The 17,640-nt window shown below is 61.7% G+C and carries 17 protein-coding genes; 2 read left to right on the forward strand and 15 right to left on the reverse strand.

Annotated elements, in window-relative coordinates:
* Together BM300_RS23135 and leuA are read left to right on the forward strand one after the other, a co-directional pair.
* A complete protein-coding gene (locus tag BM300_RS23135) occupies positions 1-822 on the forward strand; it encodes a peptidoglycan DD-metalloendopeptidase family protein (RefSeq protein WP_092464138.1) in 822 nt (273 codons plus the stop codon).
* 489 nt (positions 823-1,311) lie between these two features.
* The gene (gene leuA / locus BM300_RS23145) at positions 1,312-2,991 is read left to right on the forward strand and encodes a 2-isopropylmalate synthase (RefSeq protein ID WP_003198029.1); all 1,680 of its coding nucleotides are present in this window, start codon (positions 1,312-1,314) and stop codon (positions 2,989-2,991) included.
* Between the two features lie 194 nt (positions 2,992-3,185).
* Here leuA and BM300_RS23150 read toward each other — a convergent pair whose 3' ends face one another.
* From BM300_RS23150 to hscA, 15 genes are all read right to left on the reverse strand, one after another.
* Positions 3,186-3,599 carry a hypothetical protein gene (locus BM300_RS23150; protein WP_063322844.1) on the reverse strand — a complete coding sequence of 138 codons (414 nt, stop codon included), beginning with the start codon at positions 3,597-3,599 and terminating at the stop codon, positions 3,186-3,188.
* Positions 3,600-3,662: 63 nt separating this feature from the next.
* Positions 3,663-4,457, reverse strand: a complete 795-nt coding sequence (locus BM300_RS23155) for an amidohydrolase (RefSeq protein ID WP_092464140.1) — start codon at positions 4,455-4,457, stop codon at positions 3,663-3,665.
* The gene (locus BM300_RS23160; RefSeq protein ID WP_063322846.1) at positions 4,445-5,593 is read right to left on the reverse strand and encodes a pyridoxal phosphate-dependent aminotransferase; all 1,149 of its coding nucleotides are present in this window, start codon (positions 5,591-5,593) and stop codon (positions 4,445-4,447) included. The genes BM300_RS23155 and BM300_RS23160 overlap by 13 nt, the downstream gene beginning before the upstream one ends.
* A gap of 270 nt (positions 5,594-5,863) precedes the next feature.
* Complete coding sequence (gene der, locus BM300_RS23165; protein WP_063322847.1) at positions 5,864-7,336, reverse strand: ribosome biogenesis GTPase Der; 1,473 nt, start codon at positions 7,334-7,336, stop codon at positions 5,864-5,866.
* A gap of 134 nt (positions 7,337-7,470) precedes the next feature.
* The gene (gene bamB, locus BM300_RS23170; protein ID WP_092165687.1) at positions 7,471-8,622 is read right to left on the reverse strand and encodes an outer membrane protein assembly factor BamB; all 1,152 of its coding nucleotides are present in this window, start codon (positions 8,620-8,622) and stop codon (positions 7,471-7,473) included.
* Positions 8,615-9,256: a YfgM family protein gene (locus BM300_RS23175; protein ID WP_092143856.1), complete on the reverse strand. Its 642-nt coding sequence runs from the start codon at positions 9,254-9,256 to the stop codon at positions 8,615-8,617. Before BM300_RS23175 ends, bamB begins: the two co-directional genes overlap by 8 nt.
* A gap of 40 nt (positions 9,257-9,296) precedes the next feature.
* Complete coding sequence (hisS, locus tag BM300_RS23180) at positions 9,297-10,586, reverse strand: histidine--tRNA ligase (protein ID WP_014336698.1); 1,290 nt, start codon at positions 10,584-10,586, stop codon at positions 9,297-9,299.
* A 24-nt stretch (positions 10,587-10,610) separates the two neighbouring features.
* Positions 10,611-11,720: a flavodoxin-dependent (E)-4-hydroxy-3-methylbut-2-enyl-diphosphate synthase gene (ispG, locus tag BM300_RS23185; RefSeq protein ID WP_003185136.1), complete on the reverse strand. Its 1,110-nt coding sequence runs from the start codon at positions 11,718-11,720 to the stop codon at positions 10,611-10,613.
* Between the two features lie 3 nt (positions 11,721-11,723).
* Positions 11,724-12,743: a RodZ domain-containing protein gene (locus BM300_RS23190; protein ID WP_092349017.1), complete on the reverse strand. Its 1,020-nt coding sequence runs from the start codon at positions 12,741-12,743 to the stop codon at positions 11,724-11,726.
* On the reverse strand, positions 12,743-13,501 hold the full coding sequence (gene pilW / locus BM300_RS23195; RefSeq protein WP_063322851.1) for a type IV pilus biogenesis/stability protein PilW: 759 nt from the start codon (positions 13,499-13,501) through the stop codon (positions 12,743-12,745). The genes BM300_RS23190 and pilW overlap by 1 nt, the downstream gene beginning before the upstream one ends.
* Before the next feature lie 12 nt (positions 13,502-13,513).
* Positions 13,514-14,662 (reverse strand): dual-specificity RNA methyltransferase RlmN, encoded by a 1,149-nt coding sequence (rlmN, locus tag BM300_RS23200; protein ID WP_063322852.1) that lies wholly within the window; start codon positions 14,660-14,662, stop codon positions 13,514-13,516.
* 28 nt (positions 14,663-14,690) lie between these two features.
* Positions 14,691-15,116: a nucleoside-diphosphate kinase gene (gene ndk / locus BM300_RS23205; protein WP_063322853.1), complete on the reverse strand. Its 426-nt coding sequence runs from the start codon at positions 15,114-15,116 to the stop codon at positions 14,691-14,693.
* 92 nt (positions 15,117-15,208) lie between these two features.
* Positions 15,209-15,409, reverse strand: coding sequence for a Fe-S cluster assembly protein IscX (iscX, locus tag BM300_RS23210; protein WP_092223324.1), 201 nt, complete (start codon positions 15,407-15,409; stop codon positions 15,209-15,211).
* A 14-nt stretch (positions 15,410-15,423) separates the two neighbouring features.
* Entirely contained in the window at positions 15,424-15,765 is a 342-nt protein-coding gene (gene fdx / locus BM300_RS23215; protein ID WP_025212005.1) for an ISC system 2Fe-2S type ferredoxin, read from the reverse strand.
* A 3-nt stretch (positions 15,766-15,768) separates the two neighbouring features.
* Positions 15,769-17,631 (reverse strand): Fe-S protein assembly chaperone HscA, encoded by a 1,863-nt coding sequence (gene hscA / locus BM300_RS23220; RefSeq protein WP_092143849.1) that lies wholly within the window; start codon positions 17,629-17,631, stop codon positions 15,769-15,771.
* Positions 17,632-17,640: the final 9 nt, after the last annotated feature.

Below are 17,640 nucleotides of genomic sequence, written 5' to 3' on the forward strand. Positions count from 1 at the left end.
ATGCCGCGATATCTCGCCCCTTTGCTCTTGCTGTGCCTGGCCTTCAACGCCCATGCCGACAGTTACATCACCCGCCTGCTGAACAAACCGGTGCCCGGCGGCGTGGCCGTGGTGGACCTGGGCAGCGCCGCCAAGGCACCGAAAGCCAGTTACCAGGGCAAGCCAGTGCTGGTGGTCAAAGAACAGGACAACTGGCTGGCGATTGTCGGCATCCCGCTGACGGTGCAGCCCGGCACGCAACAGATCAGCAGTGGCGGCGGCACCCAGCCGTTCGTGGTCGGCTACAAGAAGTACCCCGAACAACACATCACCCTGAAGAACAAGCGCCAGGTCAACCCGAACCCGGCGGACCTCAAGCGCATCGATGCCGAGCTGGCGGTGCAACTGAAGGCCTACCGCAGCTTCAGCCCGAACATCCCCAGCAACCTGTTGCTGGACAAACCGGTCAACGGCCCGCTGTCGAGCAAGTTCGGCGTGCGCCGCTTCTTCAACGGCGAAGAACGCAACCCCCACGCCGGCCTGGACTTCGCCGTGCCCGCCGGCACGCCGATCAAGACCCCGGCCGCCGGCAAGGTGATCCTCACCGGTAATTACTTCTTCAATGGCAACACCGTGTTCGTCGACCATGGCCAAGGCTTCATCAGCATGTTCTGCCACATGTCGAAGATCGATGTGAAGGTCGGCCAGCAACTGGCCCGGGGCGTCGTGGTGGGCAAGGTCGGCGCCACCGGCCGCGCGACCGGGCCGCACATGCACTGGAACATCAGCCTGAACGATGCGCGGGTGGATCCGGCGATTTTCATCGGTGCGTTTCAGCCCTGAGATGTGTGCCAGGGCTACTGGCCTCATCGCGAGCAAGCTCGGCTCCCACAGGTACAGCGCTGTTCTTAAAAGTACCTACTCCCACAGGTACAGCACTCTTTCACAAGTACCGAGCTACCCTGTGGGAGCCGAGCTTGCTCGGGATGGGGCCGGCAGTAGCACCGCCTCTTCCTGAATTGCCGAGCCACAAACATCGACGCAATAAAACTACAAATTCCCGAAAAACTCGCGATTAAATCTCGCAAAACCTCCCCAAAGCAGAACTTATCTCAATTTTTTCCGACTGCTTGCGATCCTTCCCTCACGCGGTTAGGGTTGAAGGCATGAAAACCTCTCACACCCTCATTCAGCTTCGCCAGCACCGCAGCCTGTGCCTCGTCAGCGCACGACTGCCAGGCTGAATCGCGGCATCTCGTCCAGGCTTCAAGCCACCCCATTCGAACCACCGGCAGGCCGCCTTTTTCCGGCCACGACAATAAGGATTTCCCCATGAGCATGCTCAAAGACCCGTCTTCCAAATACCGCGCCTTCCCGACCATCAACCTGCCGGATCGCACCTGGCCGTCGAAGACCATTACCGCCGCGCCGATCTGGTGCAGCTCCGACCTGCGCGACGGCAACCAGTCGCTGATCGAGCCGATGGACGCGGTCAAGAAACTGCGTTTCTGGAAAACCCTCGTCGCGGTGGGCGTGAAGGAAATCGAAGCATCGTTCCCAGCCGCTTCGCAAACCGACTTCGACTTCGTGCGCACCCTCATCGAAGAAGGCCACATCCCGGACGACACCACCATCCAAGTGCTGACCCAGGCCCGTGAAGACCTGATCGCCCGTACGTTCGAATCCCTGCGCGGCGCGAAAAAAGCCATCGTCCACCTGTACAACGCCACCTGCCCGTCGTTCCGCCGCATCGTGTTCAACCAGGACAAGGAAGGCGTGAAGGAAATCGCGGTGAACGCGGCCAAGCTGTTCGTCAAATACGCCGCCCAGCAACCGGAAACCCAGTGGCAGTTCGAATACTCGCCAGAAACCTTCAGCGCCACTGAGTTGGAGTTCGCCAAGGAAGTCTGCGACGCGGTGATCGAAGTCTGGAACCCGACGCCCGAACGCAAGGTGATCCTCAACCTGCCCGCTACCGTGGAAGTCGCCACCCCGAACATCTACGCCGACCAGATCGAGTGGTTCCACCGCAATATCACCCGGCGTGACAGCGTGCTCATCAGCCTGCACACCCACAACGACCGTGGCACCGGCGTGGCCGCTACCGAGCTGGGCCTGATGGCCGGCGCCGACCGTGTCGAAGGCTGCCTGTTCGGCAACGGCGAACGCACCGGTAACGTCGACCTGGTGACCGTGGCGCTGAACCTCTACACCCAAGGCATCAACCCTGAGCTGGACTTCTCCGACATCGACGGCGTGCGCAAAGTGGTCGAGGAATGCAACCAGATTCCGGTGCACCCGCGTCATCCGTACGTTGGCGACCTGGTTCATACCGCGTTCTCCGGCTCGCACCAGGATGCCATCCGCAAGGGCTTCGCCCAGCAGAAATCGGACGGTCTGTGGGAAGTGCCATACCTGCCAATCGACCCGGCCGACATCGGTCGCAGCTACGAGGCGGTGATTCGCGTCAACAGCCAGTCGGGCAAAGGCGGTATCGCCTACCTGCTGGAACAGGAATACGGCATCAGCCTGCCGCGTCGCATGCAGATCGAGTTCAGCCAGGTGGTACAACGCGAAACCGATCGCCTGGGCCTGGAAATGACTGCACAGCAGATCCACGCCTTGCTGCAGCGTGAATACCTGCAAGCCAACACTCCGTACGCACTGGTCAGCCATCGCCTGCAGGAAGAAAACGGCAACAGCGCCGTAGAAGTGGAAGTGGCCAGCAAGGGCCAGGGCGAGACCAACCTGCACTGGCGCGGCAAGGGCAACGGCGCGCTGGAAGCCCTGGTGGCCGGCCTGCCGATTCCGGTGGAGATCATGGACTACAACGAACACGCCATCGGCGCCGGCACCAATGCCAAGGCGGCGGCCTACATCGAACTGCGAGTCAACGGCGAGCGTGCGGTGCATGGCGTGGGTATCGATGAGAACATCACTACCGCTAGCTTCAAGGCCCTGTTCAGTGCGCTGAACCGCTCGTTGAGCCAGCCGGAAGCCAAGGCGGCCTGATCTACAGCTGAAATGCAAAAAGGCCCTGGGGTGTGAACCCTGGGGCCTTTTTGTTTGGCTGATGGTTGGGTGCTGACTGTACTGGCCTCATCGCGAGCAAGCTCTCCACACTGGATCTTCAGTGGAGCCGAAATCCTGTGCCCCCTGTGGGAGCGAGCTTGCTCGCGATGGCGGCCTGTCAGACAACCAAAATGTCAGGCATGGGTATCGACAGAAACGGTCATGGCCTGCAACAACGACGCCCGCAGGGTTTGCAGCATCGCTTGGGTACCCATGATCTGGGTCTGGATGGCCATGGCCTGCTGGGCCTTCTGCTCTTCGTTGGCCTGGCTTTTCTGGACCCGGGCCAACTGGGCTTGCTGCTGGGCCAGCAGTTTCTCGGCCTGCTCGATCTGCTTTTTCAGTTGCTCGATGATGTCCCCACCGCCGCTGGCGGGAGCGCCGGCGACATTCGCGCCGCGGGTATCGACCTGCAGTGTCTTGTCTTTGTCGTCGGCGTCAGTCGATGCCACTGGACTGACCGCTTTCTCTTCTTCAGTCCCGCGGATGGAGACTTTAGGGGCTGACAATGGATAAGGATTTACGGTGGTTGCGCTGATACTGGTCATAGGGACTTCTCCTTGGCTGACCGGTTATCGGCATGCAACACTGTTCCTTGAGGCTGAATCGTTTCAATTCGTGAATTCGAAGCGATCGGCATCCAGGTTCGCCGGAAACCGCGTGCGATACGCCGCCAGGTCCGCTGCGTTCAAGCACACCTTGAACACACCATCCGCTTCACCGGCGCTGAGCAAGCTCTCGCCCTGGAAATCCAGCACCTGGCTGTCACCGGTATAGGCGAAACCCTTGCCGTCGGTACCCACACGGTTTACCGCGGCCACGTAGCACAGGTTCTCGATCGCCCGGGCCGGCAACAGCCGATTCCAGTGCAGACGCCGCGCCCCGGGCCAGTTGGCGGTGTATAGCAGCAGGTCGGTGTCCTCGGCGTCGCGGCTCCAGACCGGGAAGCGCAGGTCGTAGCAAATCAGCGGACGAATCCGCCAGCCCTTGAGCTCGAACAGCACCTGTCGCTCACCCGGGGTGTAGTGGTTGTGTTCCCCCGCCATGCGAAACAGATGGCGCTTGTCGTAATGCAACACTTCTCCATCCGGCCGCGCCCAGAGCAAGCGATTGCGATGGCTACCGTCCGCGGCCTGGATGATCACACTGCCGGTAATCACCGCGTTCAGCTTCGCCGCCTGGGCCTTGAGCCATTGGCGCGTCGGGCCGTTCTCCGGCTCCGCCAGGGTTTCGGATTCCATGGAGAAACCCGTGGTGAACATCTCTGGCAGGATGATCAGATCAGCCCCACGTGCCTGCTCAAGCAGCGCTTCGAAATGCTCAAGGTTGGCCCGGCGGTCGTGCCAGGCCAGGGTGGTCTGGACCAGTGCAATGTCGAGGTCCGGTAACGTGCTCAGATCACGCATAGTTTTTCCGCCGCTTCGCGCAGCGTCTCCTCGCGTTTGGCAAAGCACAGGCGCACCAGGCGCTGGCCTTGGGGTGGGTGCTGGTAGAACACCGAGATCGGAATCGTCGCCACGCCATGCTCGCGGGTCATCCACACGGCCATGTCGACGTCATTCAGGTCCGGGCGAATCTGCGAGTAGTCCACCAACTGGAAATAGGTGCCGGTCACGCGCTTGAAGCTGAACCGTGACGGGGCCAGCAGATCGCAGAACAGGTCACGCTTGGCCTGGTAGAAGTCCGGCAGTCCGTTGACGTGTTCCGGATGTTCGGCCATGTAGTCGGCCAGGGCGTACTGCAACGGCGTCACGCCGCAGAAGCTGACGTACTGGTGTACCTTGCGCAGTTCCGCCGTCAAGGCCGCTGGCGCCACCACGTAGCCGGTTTTCCAGCCGGTGACGTGGTAGGTCTTGCCGAACGAACTGACCACGAAGGCGCGGCGGTACAGTTCTTCGTGGGCCAGGACACTGGCGTGGGCGACGCCGTCGAACACCAAGTGTTCGTAGACCTCGTCGCTGACCAGGTAGATGTCACGGTCGCGAATCAGCGTCGCCAACTGATCCAGTTCGGCGCGGCTGATCAGGGCACCACTGGGGTTGTGCGGCGAGTTGAGGATGATCATGCGCGTACGCGGGCTCAGGGCTTCGCCGAGCTTCTCGAAGTCGATGGCGAAGTCATCCAGGCCCAATGGCACGTGCACGCAGCGCCCACCGGCCAATAGAACGGAAGGCTCGTAGCTGTCATAGCTAGGATCGAAAACGATCACTTCGTCACCGCTGTGGACCACCGCCGCGATGGCACAGAAAATCGCCTGGGTCGCGCCAGGGGTCACGGTGACCTCTTGATCGGCATCGACGTTGGCGCCGTAGCTGCGGGCGATCTTCGCTGCGATCTGCTGGCGTAGCGCCGGCAGGCCGGTCATCGGCGAATACTGGTTATGGCCTTGGGCAATGTGCCGGCCAACCGCATCGCGCAGGGCCTGCGGGCCATCGAAATCGGGAAATCCCTGGGACAGATTGAGCGCACCGGTCTGCGCCGCGAGCTGGGACATCTGAGTAAAGATAGTGATGCCGACATTCGGCAACTTGCTGGTGATCATCAAGGGTTCCCTGCTCTGCACCCGGCTCTGGTGCGGCGCGGGAGAGCTCGAGAATAGCCCAATCGCCGGGCATGAAAAAGGGTGCCACCAAGGACACCCTTTTCATGTCGCCGAACGACCGTGGCGAGGGAGCTTGCTCCCGCTGGGCTGCGCAGCAGCCCCTGGGTTGTGCCTGATGCACTGCGGGGGCAGAGACATCTGGGGGGCGCTTCGCACCCCAGCGGGAGCAAGCTCCCTCGCCACACAAGCTTCCGGGCAACAGGTATTGAATCAGCGCTTGTCGCGGCGCTTCTTGTCGGCCTTCTTGTGGTGCGACATCAAGCGGCGCTTCTTGTTGACCTGGCGGTCGGTGAGCGTGTTCTTGTTGCCTTCGTACGGGTTCTCGCCGCCCTTGAACTCGATGCGGATCGGCGTGCCGACCAGCTTCAGGACGCGACGGTAGGTGTTCTCCAGGTAACGAACGTACGACTTGGGCACCTTCTCGATCTGGTTACCGTGGATCACGATAATCGGCGGGTTGGCACCGCCCAAGTGGGCGTAGCGCAGCTTGATCCGACGGTTGTTGACCATCGGTGGCGCGTGCTCGCCTACCGCATCTTCGAGGATCTGGGTAAGGCGGTTGGTCGGCCAGCGGGTCACCGCGGACTTGAACGAGTTCTGCACCGAAGCGTAGAGGTTGCCCACGCCCGTGCCGTGCAGAGCCGAGATGAAGTGGATGTCGGCGAAGTCGACGAAGAACAGGCGACGCTGCAATTCGACCTTGACGAAATCCCGTTCGCTCGGCGTCATGCCGTCCCACTTGTTGATCGCGATGACCAGCGCACGACCGGCTTCCAGGGCGAAACCCAGCAGGTTCAGGTCGTGATCGACCACACCCTCGCGGGCATCCATCACGAAGATCACCACGTTGGCGTCCTTGATCGCCTGCAAGGTCTTGACCACGGAGAACTTTTCAACTTCTTCGTGGATCTTGCCGCGCTTGCGCACACCGGCGGTGTCGATCAGCGTGTACTTCTCTTCGTTACGCTCGAAGGGAATGTAGATGCTGTCACGGGTGGTGCCGGGCTGGTCATAAACGATGACCCGGTCTTCGCCGAGCATGCGGTTGACCAGCGTCGACTTGCCCACGTTGGGACGGCCGATGATGGCGATCTTGATCCCGTCTTTCTCGCTTGGGCCCGGAATGCGCTTGGCTTCCTCGCCTTCGGCAACGATCTCTTCCTCGCCCTCTTCCGGCTCTTCCACGTCGTCCTTGGGGAAACTCTCCAGGGCGATTTCCAGCATCTGGGTGATGCCACGACCGTGGGCACCGGCGATCGGGATCGCCTGGCCCATGCCCAACGGTGCGAACTCGGCACGGGCCATGTCCGGGTCGATGTTGTCGACCTTGTTGGCGACCACGTAGGAACGCTTGTTACGCTTGCGCAAATGCTCGGCGATCATCTGGTCGGCGGCGGTAAAACCGGCCTTGGCGTCTACCAGGAACAGCACCACATCGGCTTCTTCAATGGCGAGCAACGACTGCTCGGCCATTTTTTCGTCCATGCCATGTTCATCACCGGAGATGCCGCCGGTGTCGACCAGAATATAGGTACGCCCTTGCCACTTGGCCTCACCGTATTGGCGATCACGGGTCAGACCGGACAAGTCGCCGACAATGGCGTCGCGAGTCCTGGTCAGGCGGTTGAACAAGGTGGACTTGCCGACGTTCGGTCGGCCCACCAGGGCGATTACGGGAACCATGCGGCTCTCCACTTCGTTATTTCAGAAAATACAAAAGCCGCTGCGAGGCAGCGGCTGGTGCTCGGGGCAGTCTGTGCAAGCCCTGCAAACCTTGAGAACAAGGCCGCTTGGGGGGATTAGCCCCAAGCATAGTCTTACTTGATGGTCAGGGCTTCCAGTTTGCCGCTGTTGCCATACACATAGATCATGTTGCCCACCACCAGCGGACGGGCACGCAGGCCGTCGCTGTCGATGCGCTCACGGCCGACGAAACGACCGTCCACCTGGCTGAGCAGGTGCAGATAACCTTCCAGGTCACCCACTGCAACGTAGCTGGAGAACACTTCCGGGGCCGACAGTTGACGACGGGCCAGGGAGTCGTTGCTCCACAAGGCGGTGGTGGAACGCTCGTCAACGCCTTCGACGGTGCCCGAGGACAGGCTCACGTAGACGCTGCCAAAACCCTGGGCGACACCGGCGTAGCTGGACGCATCGCGCTGCCACAACGGACGACCGCTTTCCAGGTCCAGTGCCGCCACGCGGCCCTGATAGCTGGCGACGTACAACGTACCGCCGGAGAGCAGCAAGCCACCGTCGATGTCGACCACACGCTCCAGCTCCGAACGACCTTGCGGGATCGCTACGCGCTGTTCCCAGACCGGCACGCCGTTGGAAACATCCAGGGCCACCACTTTACCGGTCGACAAGCCAGCCACCGCCAGGCGGTTGGTGACGATCGGCGCGCTGGTGCCGCGCAGGGTCAGTACCGCCGGGGTGCTGTCGTACAACCAGCGCTGGTTGCCGGTGGCGGCATCCAGGCCGATCAGACGGTCGTCCTGGGTCTGGACCACCACCACGTCGCCGTTGGTGGCCGGCGGTGCGAGCACTTCGCTGGTCACGCGGGCGCGCCATTTCTCTTCACCGCTGCTCGCGTCCAGGGCGACGATCTCGCCCTTGAGCGTGCCGATCATGACCAGGCCGTAACCCACGCCAACGGCGCCGGAAACGGGCAGTTCGAGATCTTTCTCCCATTTGACGTCGCCGTTGCTGCGATCCATCGCCATGACCACGCCCGTGACGTCGCCGGCATAGATGGTGTCGCCGTCAATGGCCGGCACCAGCATGTTGTAGGTTTCACCCTGGCCATCGCCGATGGAACGGCTCCACTGCTTCTGCAGCACGACTTCTTCTTTGAAGTCGGTCAGTTCGGCCGGAGGCAGTTCTTTCTTGCTGTTGCTGCTGCAACCCGCGGCCAGAATGGCCAGGGCCAGCAATGCTGCATGTTTCCACTGGATCACGTCACGCATCCCCTTTGGCCAGGTCGTCCAGCTTGATTTGCAGGCCACCGACCGCGGCTTCATCCGACAGCGCAGCCTTGGCTTTTTGGTAGGCCGCATGGGCCTCATCGGCACGGCCCAGCTGTACCAGCAGGTCGCCCTTGAGTTCTTCGCGGGTCGCCAGGAACGCCTTGTCGGCATCGCCGTCGAGCAGCTTCAACGCCTCTTCAGCCTTGTTCTGTGCCGCCAGTACCTGCGCCAGGCGCTGACGCGCCACTTCGCCCAGGGTCGGGTTGGCCGGTTTGTCGACGATACCTTTGAGCTCAGTGGCCGCGTCGTCCAATTTGCCGCTGTCCACCGCCACCTTGGCCACGAACAGGCGACCGTACTGGGCGTAGGCAGTGCCGCCGAATTCCTTGTCCAGCTTGCCGGCCAGGTCCGCCACGCGGGCAGGGTCAGGCTTGCCGTCCGGGGTCAGGGTGGTTTCCAGCAATTGCTGGTAGAGCACCGAGGCGCCTTGCGACTGGTTGCTCTGGTATTTCTGGTAGGCCTGCCAGCCGAACACGATGACCAGCGCCAACAGGCCGCCAGTGACCAGCGGCTTGCCGTTGCGCGTCCACCAGTCCTTCAAATCCGCCAGCTGTTCATCTTCGGTACTCGACACCCCAATACTCCTTAATCGCTAAATCGGCTGTTTGACAGCTTCAACCCTGCACGACGCAGGTGGCCAGGTGTGCAGCAAGCGCATCCCAGGCAATGCTTTGTTGTTCGCCCTGGCCACGCAGGGGTTTGAAACCTACCACTTGTTGGGCCAGTTCGTCGTCACCGAGGATCAGTGCGTACAACGCACCGCTCTTGTCGGCCTTCTTGAATTGGCTCTTGAAGCTGCCGGCGCCGGCGTTGATTTGCAAGCGCAGGTTGGGCAACTGGTCGCGGATCCGCTCGCTCAACGACAAGGCGGCCAGTTCGGCGGCCTCGCCAAAGGCGCACAGGTAGACGTCGACCTGACGGGACAGTTCTTCGGGGACCTTGTCCAAGGCTTCCAGCATCAGCACCAGGCGCTCGATGCCCATGGCAAAGCCCACGCCCGGGGTCGGCTTGCCGCCCATCTGTTCAACCAGTCCGTCGTAGCGGCCGCCAGCACATACGGTGCCTTGGGCGCCGAGTTTGTCGGTGACCCACTCGAAGACGGTCTTGCTGTAGTAGTCCAGACCACGGACCAACTTGGGGTTGATCACGTAAGGGATGCCCACGGCGTCGAGGCGCGCCTTCAGCCCTTCGAAGTGTGCACGGGATTCGTCGTCGAGGTAGTCGGCCATTTTCGGCGCGTCGACCAGGACTGCTTGGGTCTCGGCATTCTTGGTGTCGAGCACACGCAGCGGGTTGGTCTTCAGACGGCGCTGGCTGTCTTCGTCGAGCTTGTCCAGGTGGGCAGAAAGAAACTCCACCAACGCTTCACGGTAGCGGCCACGGGACTCGCTGGTGCCCAGGCTGTTGAGCTCGAGCTTGACCGCATCGCGAAGCCCCAGCTCGCCCCACAGGCGCCAGGTCATGACGATCAGCTCGGCATCGATGTCCGGCCCCTCGAGGTTGAACACTTCCAGGCCAATCTGGTGGAACTGGCGATAACGGCCTTTCTGCGGACGCTCGTGACGAAACATCGGGCCGACGTACCAGAGTTTCTGCACCTGGCCGCCGCCGGTGATGCCGTGCTCGAGCACCGCACGCACGCAGGCCGCCGTGCCTTCGGGGCGCAGGGTCAGGGAGTCGCCATTGCGGTCGTCGAAGGTGTACATCTCTTTTTCGACGATGTCGGTCACTTCACCGATGGAGCGCTTGAACAGCTCGGTGAACTCGACGATCGGCATGCGGATCTGCCGATAACCATAGTTATCCAGCAAACGCGCCACGGTGCCCTCGAAATAGCGCCACAGGGGCGTCTGCTCGGGCAGGATGTCGTTCATGCCACGAATGGCTTGCAGGGACTTGCTCACAGGTAATCCTTAAATTCGTTCGACTCAACCACGCGCAATCACTGCGGCGTCGGCTTCGACCTTTTCGGCCGCTTTCTGGCGAATCAGCCGTTCCAGCTCATCCACCAGATTGTCATTCGTCAGTTTCTGCGACGGCTTGCCGTCGATGTAAATCAGGTTCGGTGTACCGCCAGTCAGGCCGATGTGCGCCTCCTTGGCTTCGCCCGGCCCGTTGACCACGCAACCGATCACCGCGACATCCAGCGGCACCAGCAGGTCTTCGAGGCGCCCTTCCAGCTCGTTCATGGTCTTGACCACATCGAAGTTCTGCCGCGAGCAGCTCGGGCAGGCGATGAAGTTGATGCCACGGGAACGCAGGTGCAGGGACTTGAGAATGTCGTAGCCGACCTTCACTTCCTCGACCGGGTCAGCCGCCAACGAGATGCGGATGGTATCGCCAATCCCTTCGGCGAGCAGCATACCGAGGCCGACGGCGGATTTCACCGTGCCCGAACGCAACCCACCGGCTTCGGTGATGCCCAGATGCAGCGGCTGGACGATTTCCTTGGCCAGCAGGCGGTAGGCTTCAACGGCCATGAACACGTCGGACGCCTTCACGCTGACCTTGAAGTCCTGGAAATTCAGGCGCTCGAGGTGCTCGACGTGGCGCAGGGCCGATTCCACCAGTGCCGCCGGGGTCGGTTCGCCGTATTTCTTTTGCAGGTCTTTTTCCAGGGAACCGGCGTTCACGCCGATGCGAATCGGGATGCCCCGGTCGCGGGCGGCATCCACTACGGCACGGACACGGTCTTCGCGACCGATGTTGCCCGGGTTGATGCGCAGGCAATCCACGCCCAACTCCGCCACGCGCAGGGCGATGCGGTAGTCGAAGTGGATGTCGGCCACCAAGGGGACCTTGACCAGTTGCTTGATCTTGCCGAACGCCTCGGCGGCGTCCATGTCCGGCACCGATACGCGCACGATGTCGACACCGGCGGCTTCCAGGCGGTTGATCTGGGCGACCGTGGCGGCTACGTCATTGGTGTCGCTGTTGGTCATGCTCTGCACAGCGATAGGCGCATCGCCGCCCACGGGCACGTTGCCGACCCAGATTTTTCGGGATTCGCGACGCTTGATAGGAGATTCGCCGTGCATGACTTATTGACCCAACTTCAGGCGAGCGGTCTCGCCACTGGTGAACGGAGCGATGTCGACCGGCTGGCCGTTGTAGCTGACCTGCGCGCCACGGGCATAACCCAGGCGTACGGCAAACGGCGGCTTGCCATTGACGGCGGTGCTGTCGCCCTTGCGCTTGAGGCCACTGAACAGCACCTTGCCGTTGCCGTCGGTGATCTGCGTCCAGCAGTCGGCGACAAACTGGATTTGCACCTGGCCTTCACCTGCGACTGGCGCCGGGGTCGGGGCCGCCGGAGCTGCCGGAACAACTGGCGCGGCTGGCGCAGCGTGGGTCGCAGGCGCAGCCGCGGTTGGCGCTGGCGTGCTCGGTGCGGCAGGTGCCGTGGCAATCGGTGCAGCCGGCGCTGCTGGTGCAACTGGCGCAGGGGCTGGAGCAGCCGGCTCGGCACCCGCTTCTGCAGTGGCGTCCTGGTCCTGTGGCAACGCCAAGGCGGTCTCGCCTTCGGCCTGGCCTTCGACGACAGCCTGGTCTTCCGGCTCGTCCAGCGGATGGATCTGGGTGGTGCCGTCGGCGCCTTCGACCTCGACGTGCTCAGGGTTCATGGCGACCGGCTCCTTGTTGCGCAAGGAAGCCTGGTCCTGCCACCAGACAAAACCGCCACCAATCACCGCGATCAGCAGCAACAGGCTGACGATTCGCAAAATGGTGTGGGAAACGCGAACCGGTTCCTCGATGCGCCCCAGGCTGTGCACGTTGCTGCCCTGGGCATCGGAACCGGTGTATTGATCGAATTGCTGGACCAGCACGGTCTGGTCCATGCCGAGCAACTTGGCATAGGCGCGGATATAGCCCCGGGCAAAGGTATGCCCAGGCAGCTTGTCGAACGCGCCCGCTTCCAGATTGCCGAGGGAGGCCACGGTGAGATTGAGCTTGAGGGCCACTTCGGCCAGCGACCAACCATTGCTTTCGCGGGCTTGACGCAGGGTCTCACCAGGATTTACGCGAGTCGCTGCTACAACTTCGGGATGCGCCGCTTTCATCATTGCTCCGACAGGTATTGCTGATATTCCGGCGTACCGGGATAGAGTCTTTTGAGTTGCAGGCCGTAACTTGCAGCCTTGTCGCGATCTTCAAACACATGTGCCAGCCGAACGCCGAGCAATAGACTACGTGCATTTTGCTCACTCAGCAGGCTAAAACGCTCGTAGTAGTCACGCGCGGGCACATAATGCCTGTCTTCGTAGGACAACTCAGCCATTTCCAGCAGCGCCCGCGGTTGCTGGCGGTTGAGCCGCAGCGCCTTTTCCAGTTGCTGGCGGGCCAGGTCGCGCTGGCCGAGCTGCGCAGCCGTCATGCCGAGGTTTTCGAAAACCCGCGAACGCTCAGGGTAAAGGGTGTCGGCGGCAGCCTGCTCGAAGCGCTCGTAGGCGTCCTTGTAGCGTTTCTGCTCGAAAAGAAAACTGCCGTAGTTGTTCAGGATCCGCGCGTCTTGCGGGCGGGCAGACAGCGCCTTGCGAAAATGCTGGTCGGCCAGCTCCGGCTCCATCTCGGCCTGGAACACCAGGGCCAGGGCCGCATTGGCATCCGGGTCGGAGTCGTCCAGTTCCAGGGCTTTCTTGAGCGGCACCTTGGCCCGTTCAGTCATGCCCTGCTGCAGGTAGCCAATGCCCAGCTGCACGTAGGCCACACGCGCCTCGTCGCGCCCTTTGCTGGTCCTCATCGGGTTGTAGTCACCCGACAGGACACAACCGGAACAAAGGCCGGCCAACAGCAAAACGAGCGCGAAGCGCAGGGACATAGAGTTCCTCTCTTAGTGACTGTTCGCAGCGTTTTGCACCGCATCGTCCGTGGCGTTCAACTCACGCACGGCAATGTAGCGTTCGCTGCGACGGGTGCGATCCAGCACCTGTCCTACCAATTGGCCACAGGCGGCGTCGATGTCTTCGCCGCGAGTGGTGCGCACGGTGACGTTGAAGCCAGCGTGGTGAAGCTGATCCTGGAAGCGACGAATCGCGTTGTTGCTCGGACGCTCGTAACCGGAATGCGGGAACGGATTGAACGGGATCAGGTTGATCTTGCACGGGATGTTCTTGAGCAGCTCGATCATCTCGACCGCGTGTTCGACCTTGTCGTTCACATCCTTGAGCAGCGTGTACTCGATGGTCAGCACGCGTTTTTCGCCCAGGGACGACATGTAGCGCTGGCACGACTCGAGCAGCATCTTAAGCGGATATTTCTTGTTGATCGGCACCAATTGGTTACGCAATGCGTCATTGGGTGCGTGCAGCGACAACGCCAGGGAGACGTCGATGTGCTTGGCCAGCTCATCGATCATCGGCACCACGCCGGAAGTGGACAGGGTCACGCGGCGCTTGGAGATGCCGTAGCCCAGGTCGTCCATCATCAGGTGCATGGCGGAAACGACGTTGTCGAAATTCAGCAGCGGCTCACCCATGCCCATCATCACCACGTTGGTGATGGCACGGTCGACGGTCGCCGGGACACTGCCAAAGGATTTGTTGGCAATCCACACCTGGCCGATCACTTCGGCGGCGGTGAGGTTGCTATTGAAGCCTTGCTTGCCGGTGGAGCAGAAACTGCAATCCAGGGCACAGCCTGCCTGGGACGAAACGCACAAGGTGCCGCGTTTGCCCTGGGGAATGTAGACGGTCTCGACGCAGCTGCCGGACGCCACGCGCACCACCCACTTACGGGTGCCGTCGCTGGAAATGTCCTGGCTGACCACTTCGGGGCCGCGAATCTCGGCCACAGCCTTGAGCTTTTCGCGCAGGGCCTTGCCGACATTCGTCATGGCGTCGAAGTCGTCGACGCCAAAGTGGTGAATCCATTTCATCACCTGACCGGCACGGAAACGCTTCTCCCCGATCGAGTCGAAGAATTTCTCCATTTCCGGCTGGGTCAGCCCCAGCAGATTGGTTTTAACAGTCGATGTAGTCATGGATTCACCTTCACTCTTAAGCCAATGCTTAGCGAGTGGTTACTTCAGTAGCAGCGAAAAAGTAAGCGATTTCGCGAGCAGCGGCGGCTTCGGAGTCCGAACCGTGAACGGCGTTGGCGTCGATGGACTCGGCGAAGTCAGCACGGATGGTGCCGGCAGCAGCTTCTTTAGGGTTGGTAGCGCCCATCAGCTCACGGTTGCGAGCGATAGCGTTTTCGCCTTCCAGCACCTGGACGACAACCGGACCGGAAGTCATGAAGGCCACCAGCTCACCGAAGAAACCGCGCTCGCTGTGCTCAGCGTAGAAGCCTTCGGCTTCAGCCTTGGACAGTTGCTTCATTTTCGAAGCTACAACGCGCAGGCCAGCGTCTTCGAAACGGGTAACGATCTTGCCGATCACGTTTTTAGCAACGGCGTCAGGCTTGATGATGGAGAAAGTACGTTGAACAGCCATGGTGTAACTCCAGAAACGGTAATTTGCGAAAAATTAAACCCGCGAATTATACGCGGGTTCTTGGGTATTGCCTAACTGCGTACGGTGCAGACTCAGTCCGCCTCTTCGATCCAGGCGGCTTGAATGGCTTCCAGCACCTTCTCACCACCGCGGGTCGGATCATCGCTGAACTCCGGCAATTCCAGCACCCACTTGTGCAGATCGACGAAGTTCACGTAACGGGGGTCTACATCTGGCTTGGATTCAACCAGCTGGATTGCAATTTCCAGTACATCAACCCATTTCAGACTCATTGTAGCTCCCTGAATCAGTGCGGCGCTTCGGCGGCGTGGTTAAGCGAGTATCTTGGGATCTCGATGGTCAGGTCCTCAGTGCCGACAATCGCCTGGCAGGCCAGACGCGATTGCGCTTCCAGGCCCCAGGCCCGGTCGAGGAAGTCTTCTTCGAGCTCGTCCGCCTCTTCCAGCGAATCGAAGCCTTCACGAACGATGCAATGACAGGTCGTGCACGCACAGACACCGCCACAGGCACTTTCCATCTCGATGTGATGCTCATGAGCCAGTTCAAGAATGGACGTCCCGGGCTCAGCCTCCACGACCATACCCTCCGGGCAGAACTTCTCGTGGGGCAAAAAAATCACCTGCGGCATCAGTTATTCCTCGATTTCATTCAGGTTGCGCCCCGCCAGGGCGGCTTTCACCGTCGAGTCCAGGCGGCGGGCAGCAAAGGCATCGGTGACGTGCGACAGACGCTTGGTCTGCTGCTCGATGGCATAACCATCGGTGCCTTTGATCAATTCGGACAATTCCTGCATTTGCAGCTCGATGACCATGCGTTCTTCAGCGTCGAGCAAACGGTCGCCGTCTGCCTCCAGGGCACCTTGCACGGCTTCGATCAGGCGCTGGGCGTCGACCTGCTGCTCGCGCAGCACCCGCGCCACCTTGTCGTCGCTGGCATGCTGGAAGGAATCCTTGAGCATCTTGGCGATTTCACCGTCGGTCAGGCCGTAGGACGGCTTGACCTGGATGCTCGCCTCGACGCCCGAACCCAGTTCGCGGGCGGAGACGTTGAGCAAGCCGTCGGCATCGACCTGGAAGGTCACGCGAATCTTCGCCGCACCGGCCACCATCGGCGGGATGCCGCGCAGTTCGAAGCGCGCCAGGGAACGGCAGTCGCTGATCAGTTCACGCTCGCCTTGCAGCACGTGGACCATCATGGCCGACTGGCCGTCTTTATAGGTGGTGAAGTCCTGGGCGCGGGCAACCGGGATGGTGGTGTTGCGTGGAATCACCTTCTCCATCAGGCCGCCCATGGTTTCCAGGCCCAGGGACAACGGAATCACGTCGAGCAGCAGCAGTTCGCCGCCGTCGCGCTTGTTGCCGGCCAGGGTATCGGCCTGGATCGCGGCGCCGATGGCGACCACCTGGTCCGGGTCGATTTCAGTCAGCGGCTGGCGGCCAAAGGCCTCGGCAACGGCTTCGCGAACCCGAGGCACGCGGGTCGAACCACCGACCATGACCACGGCCTTGACGTCTTCGAGCTCCACGCCGGAATCGCGCACGGCACGGCGGCAGGCCTTGAGGCTGCGGGCGACCATGGGCTCGATCAGGGCATCGAAGGCTTCGCGGGTCAGCGTGGCTTTCCAGTCGCCATAAGCGACTTCAACGGTGGCGGCGTCGGTCAAGGCTTCCTTGGCGGCGCAGGCGGTTTGCAGCAGGTGGCGTTGCGCACCTGGGTCGAGGTCGGCGGACAAGCCCGCTTGCTCGATGATCCAGCCGGCGATGGCGTGGTCGAAGTCATCGCCGCCCAGGGCACTGTCGCCACCGGTGGCCAAGACTTCGAAAACACCGCCGGTCAGGCGCAAGATCGAAATATCGAAAGTACCGCCACCCAAGTCGTAGATGGCAACCAGGCCTTCGGCATGCTGGTCCAGGCCATAAGCGACCGCAGCGGCCGTCGGCTCGTTGAGCAGGCGCAGCACGTTCAGGCCGGCCAGCTTGGCCGCGTCCTTGGTGGCTTGACGCTGGGCGTCGTCGAAATAGGCCGGCACGGTGATGACCGCACCGACCAACTCACCACCCAATGCTGCTTCGGCGCGCTGGCGCAGCACCTTGAGGATGTCGGCGGAAACCTCTACCGGGCTTTTCGGGCCCTGCACGGTTTCGATGAACGGCATGTGGGATTCGCCGCCAACGAAGCGGTACGGCAGTTGGTCACCCAATTGCTTGACGTCGGACAGGCCACGACCCATCAAGCGCTTGACCGAGACGATGGTGTTCAACGGATCGGTGGCGGCGGCAAGCTTCGCGGACTCGCCCACTTCAACGTGATCGGCGTGATAGCGCACGGCGGACGGCAGGATCACCCGTCCCTGCTCGTCGGCCAGCGGTTCGGAAAGACCGCTGCGCAAGGCAGCTACCAGGGAGTTGGTGGTACCCAAGTCGATCCCGACAGCCAGGCGACGCTGGTGCGGTTGTGGACTTTGGCCGGGTTCGGCGATCTGCAGTAGGGCCATCGTAATCAG

Source organism: Pseudomonas sp. NFACC46-3 (genome assembly GCF_900114515.1).
Lineage (GTDB): Bacteria > Pseudomonadota > Gammaproteobacteria > Pseudomonadales > Pseudomonadaceae > Aquipseudomonas > Aquipseudomonas fluorescens_Q.

Excerpts from the sequence above, each read along its gene's own strand:
- BM300_RS23135 (WP_092464138.1), top strand. The coding sequence starts at position 1 with ATGCCGCGATATCTCGCCCCTTTGCTCTTGCTGTGCCTGGCCTTCAAC.
- leuA (WP_003198029.1), top strand. The coding sequence starts at position 1,312 with ATGAGCATGCTCAAAGACCCGTCTTCCAAATACCGCGCCTTCCCGACC.
- BM300_RS23150 (WP_063322844.1), bottom strand. The coding sequence starts at position 3,599 with ATGACCAGTATCAGCGCAACCACCGTAAATCCTTATCCATTGTCAGCC.
- BM300_RS23155 (WP_092464140.1), bottom strand. The coding sequence starts at position 4,457 with ATGCGTGATCTGAGCACGTTACCGGACCTCGACATTGCACTGGTCCAG.
- BM300_RS23160 (WP_063322846.1), bottom strand. The coding sequence starts at position 5,593 with ATGATCACCAGCAAGTTGCCGAATGTCGGCATCACTATCTTTACTCAG.
- der (WP_063322847.1), bottom strand. The coding sequence starts at position 7,336 with ATGGTTCCCGTAATCGCCCTGGTGGGCCGACCGAACGTCGGCAAGTCC.
- bamB (WP_092165687.1), bottom strand. The coding sequence starts at position 8,622 with ATGCGTGACGTGATCCAGTGGAAACATGCAGCATTGCTGGCCCTGGCC.
- ispG (WP_003185136.1), bottom strand. The coding sequence starts at position 11,720 with ATGCACGGCGAATCTCCTATCAAGCGTCGCGAATCCCGAAAAATCTGG.
- BM300_RS23190 (WP_092349017.1), bottom strand. The coding sequence starts at position 12,743 with ATGAAAGCGGCGCATCCCGAAGTTGTAGCAGCGACTCGCGTAAATCCT.
- pilW (WP_063322851.1), bottom strand. The coding sequence starts at position 13,501 with ATGTCCCTGCGCTTCGCGCTCGTTTTGCTGTTGGCCGGCCTTTGTTCC.
- rlmN (WP_063322852.1), bottom strand. The coding sequence starts at position 14,662 with ATGACTACATCGACTGTTAAAACCAATCTGCTGGGGCTGACCCAGCCG.
- ndk (WP_063322853.1), bottom strand. The coding sequence starts at position 15,116 with ATGGCTGTTCAACGTACTTTCTCCATCATCAAGCCTGACGCCGTTGCT.
- iscX (WP_092223324.1), bottom strand. The coding sequence starts at position 15,409 with ATGAGTCTGAAATGGGTTGATGTACTGGAAATTGCAATCCAGCTGGTT.
- fdx (WP_025212005.1), bottom strand. The coding sequence starts at position 15,765 with ATGCCGCAGGTGATTTTTTTGCCCCACGAGAAGTTCTGCCCGGAGGGT.
- hscA (WP_092143849.1), bottom strand. The coding sequence starts at position 17,631 with ATGGCCCTACTGCAGATCGCCGAACCCGGCCAAAGTCCACAACCGCAC.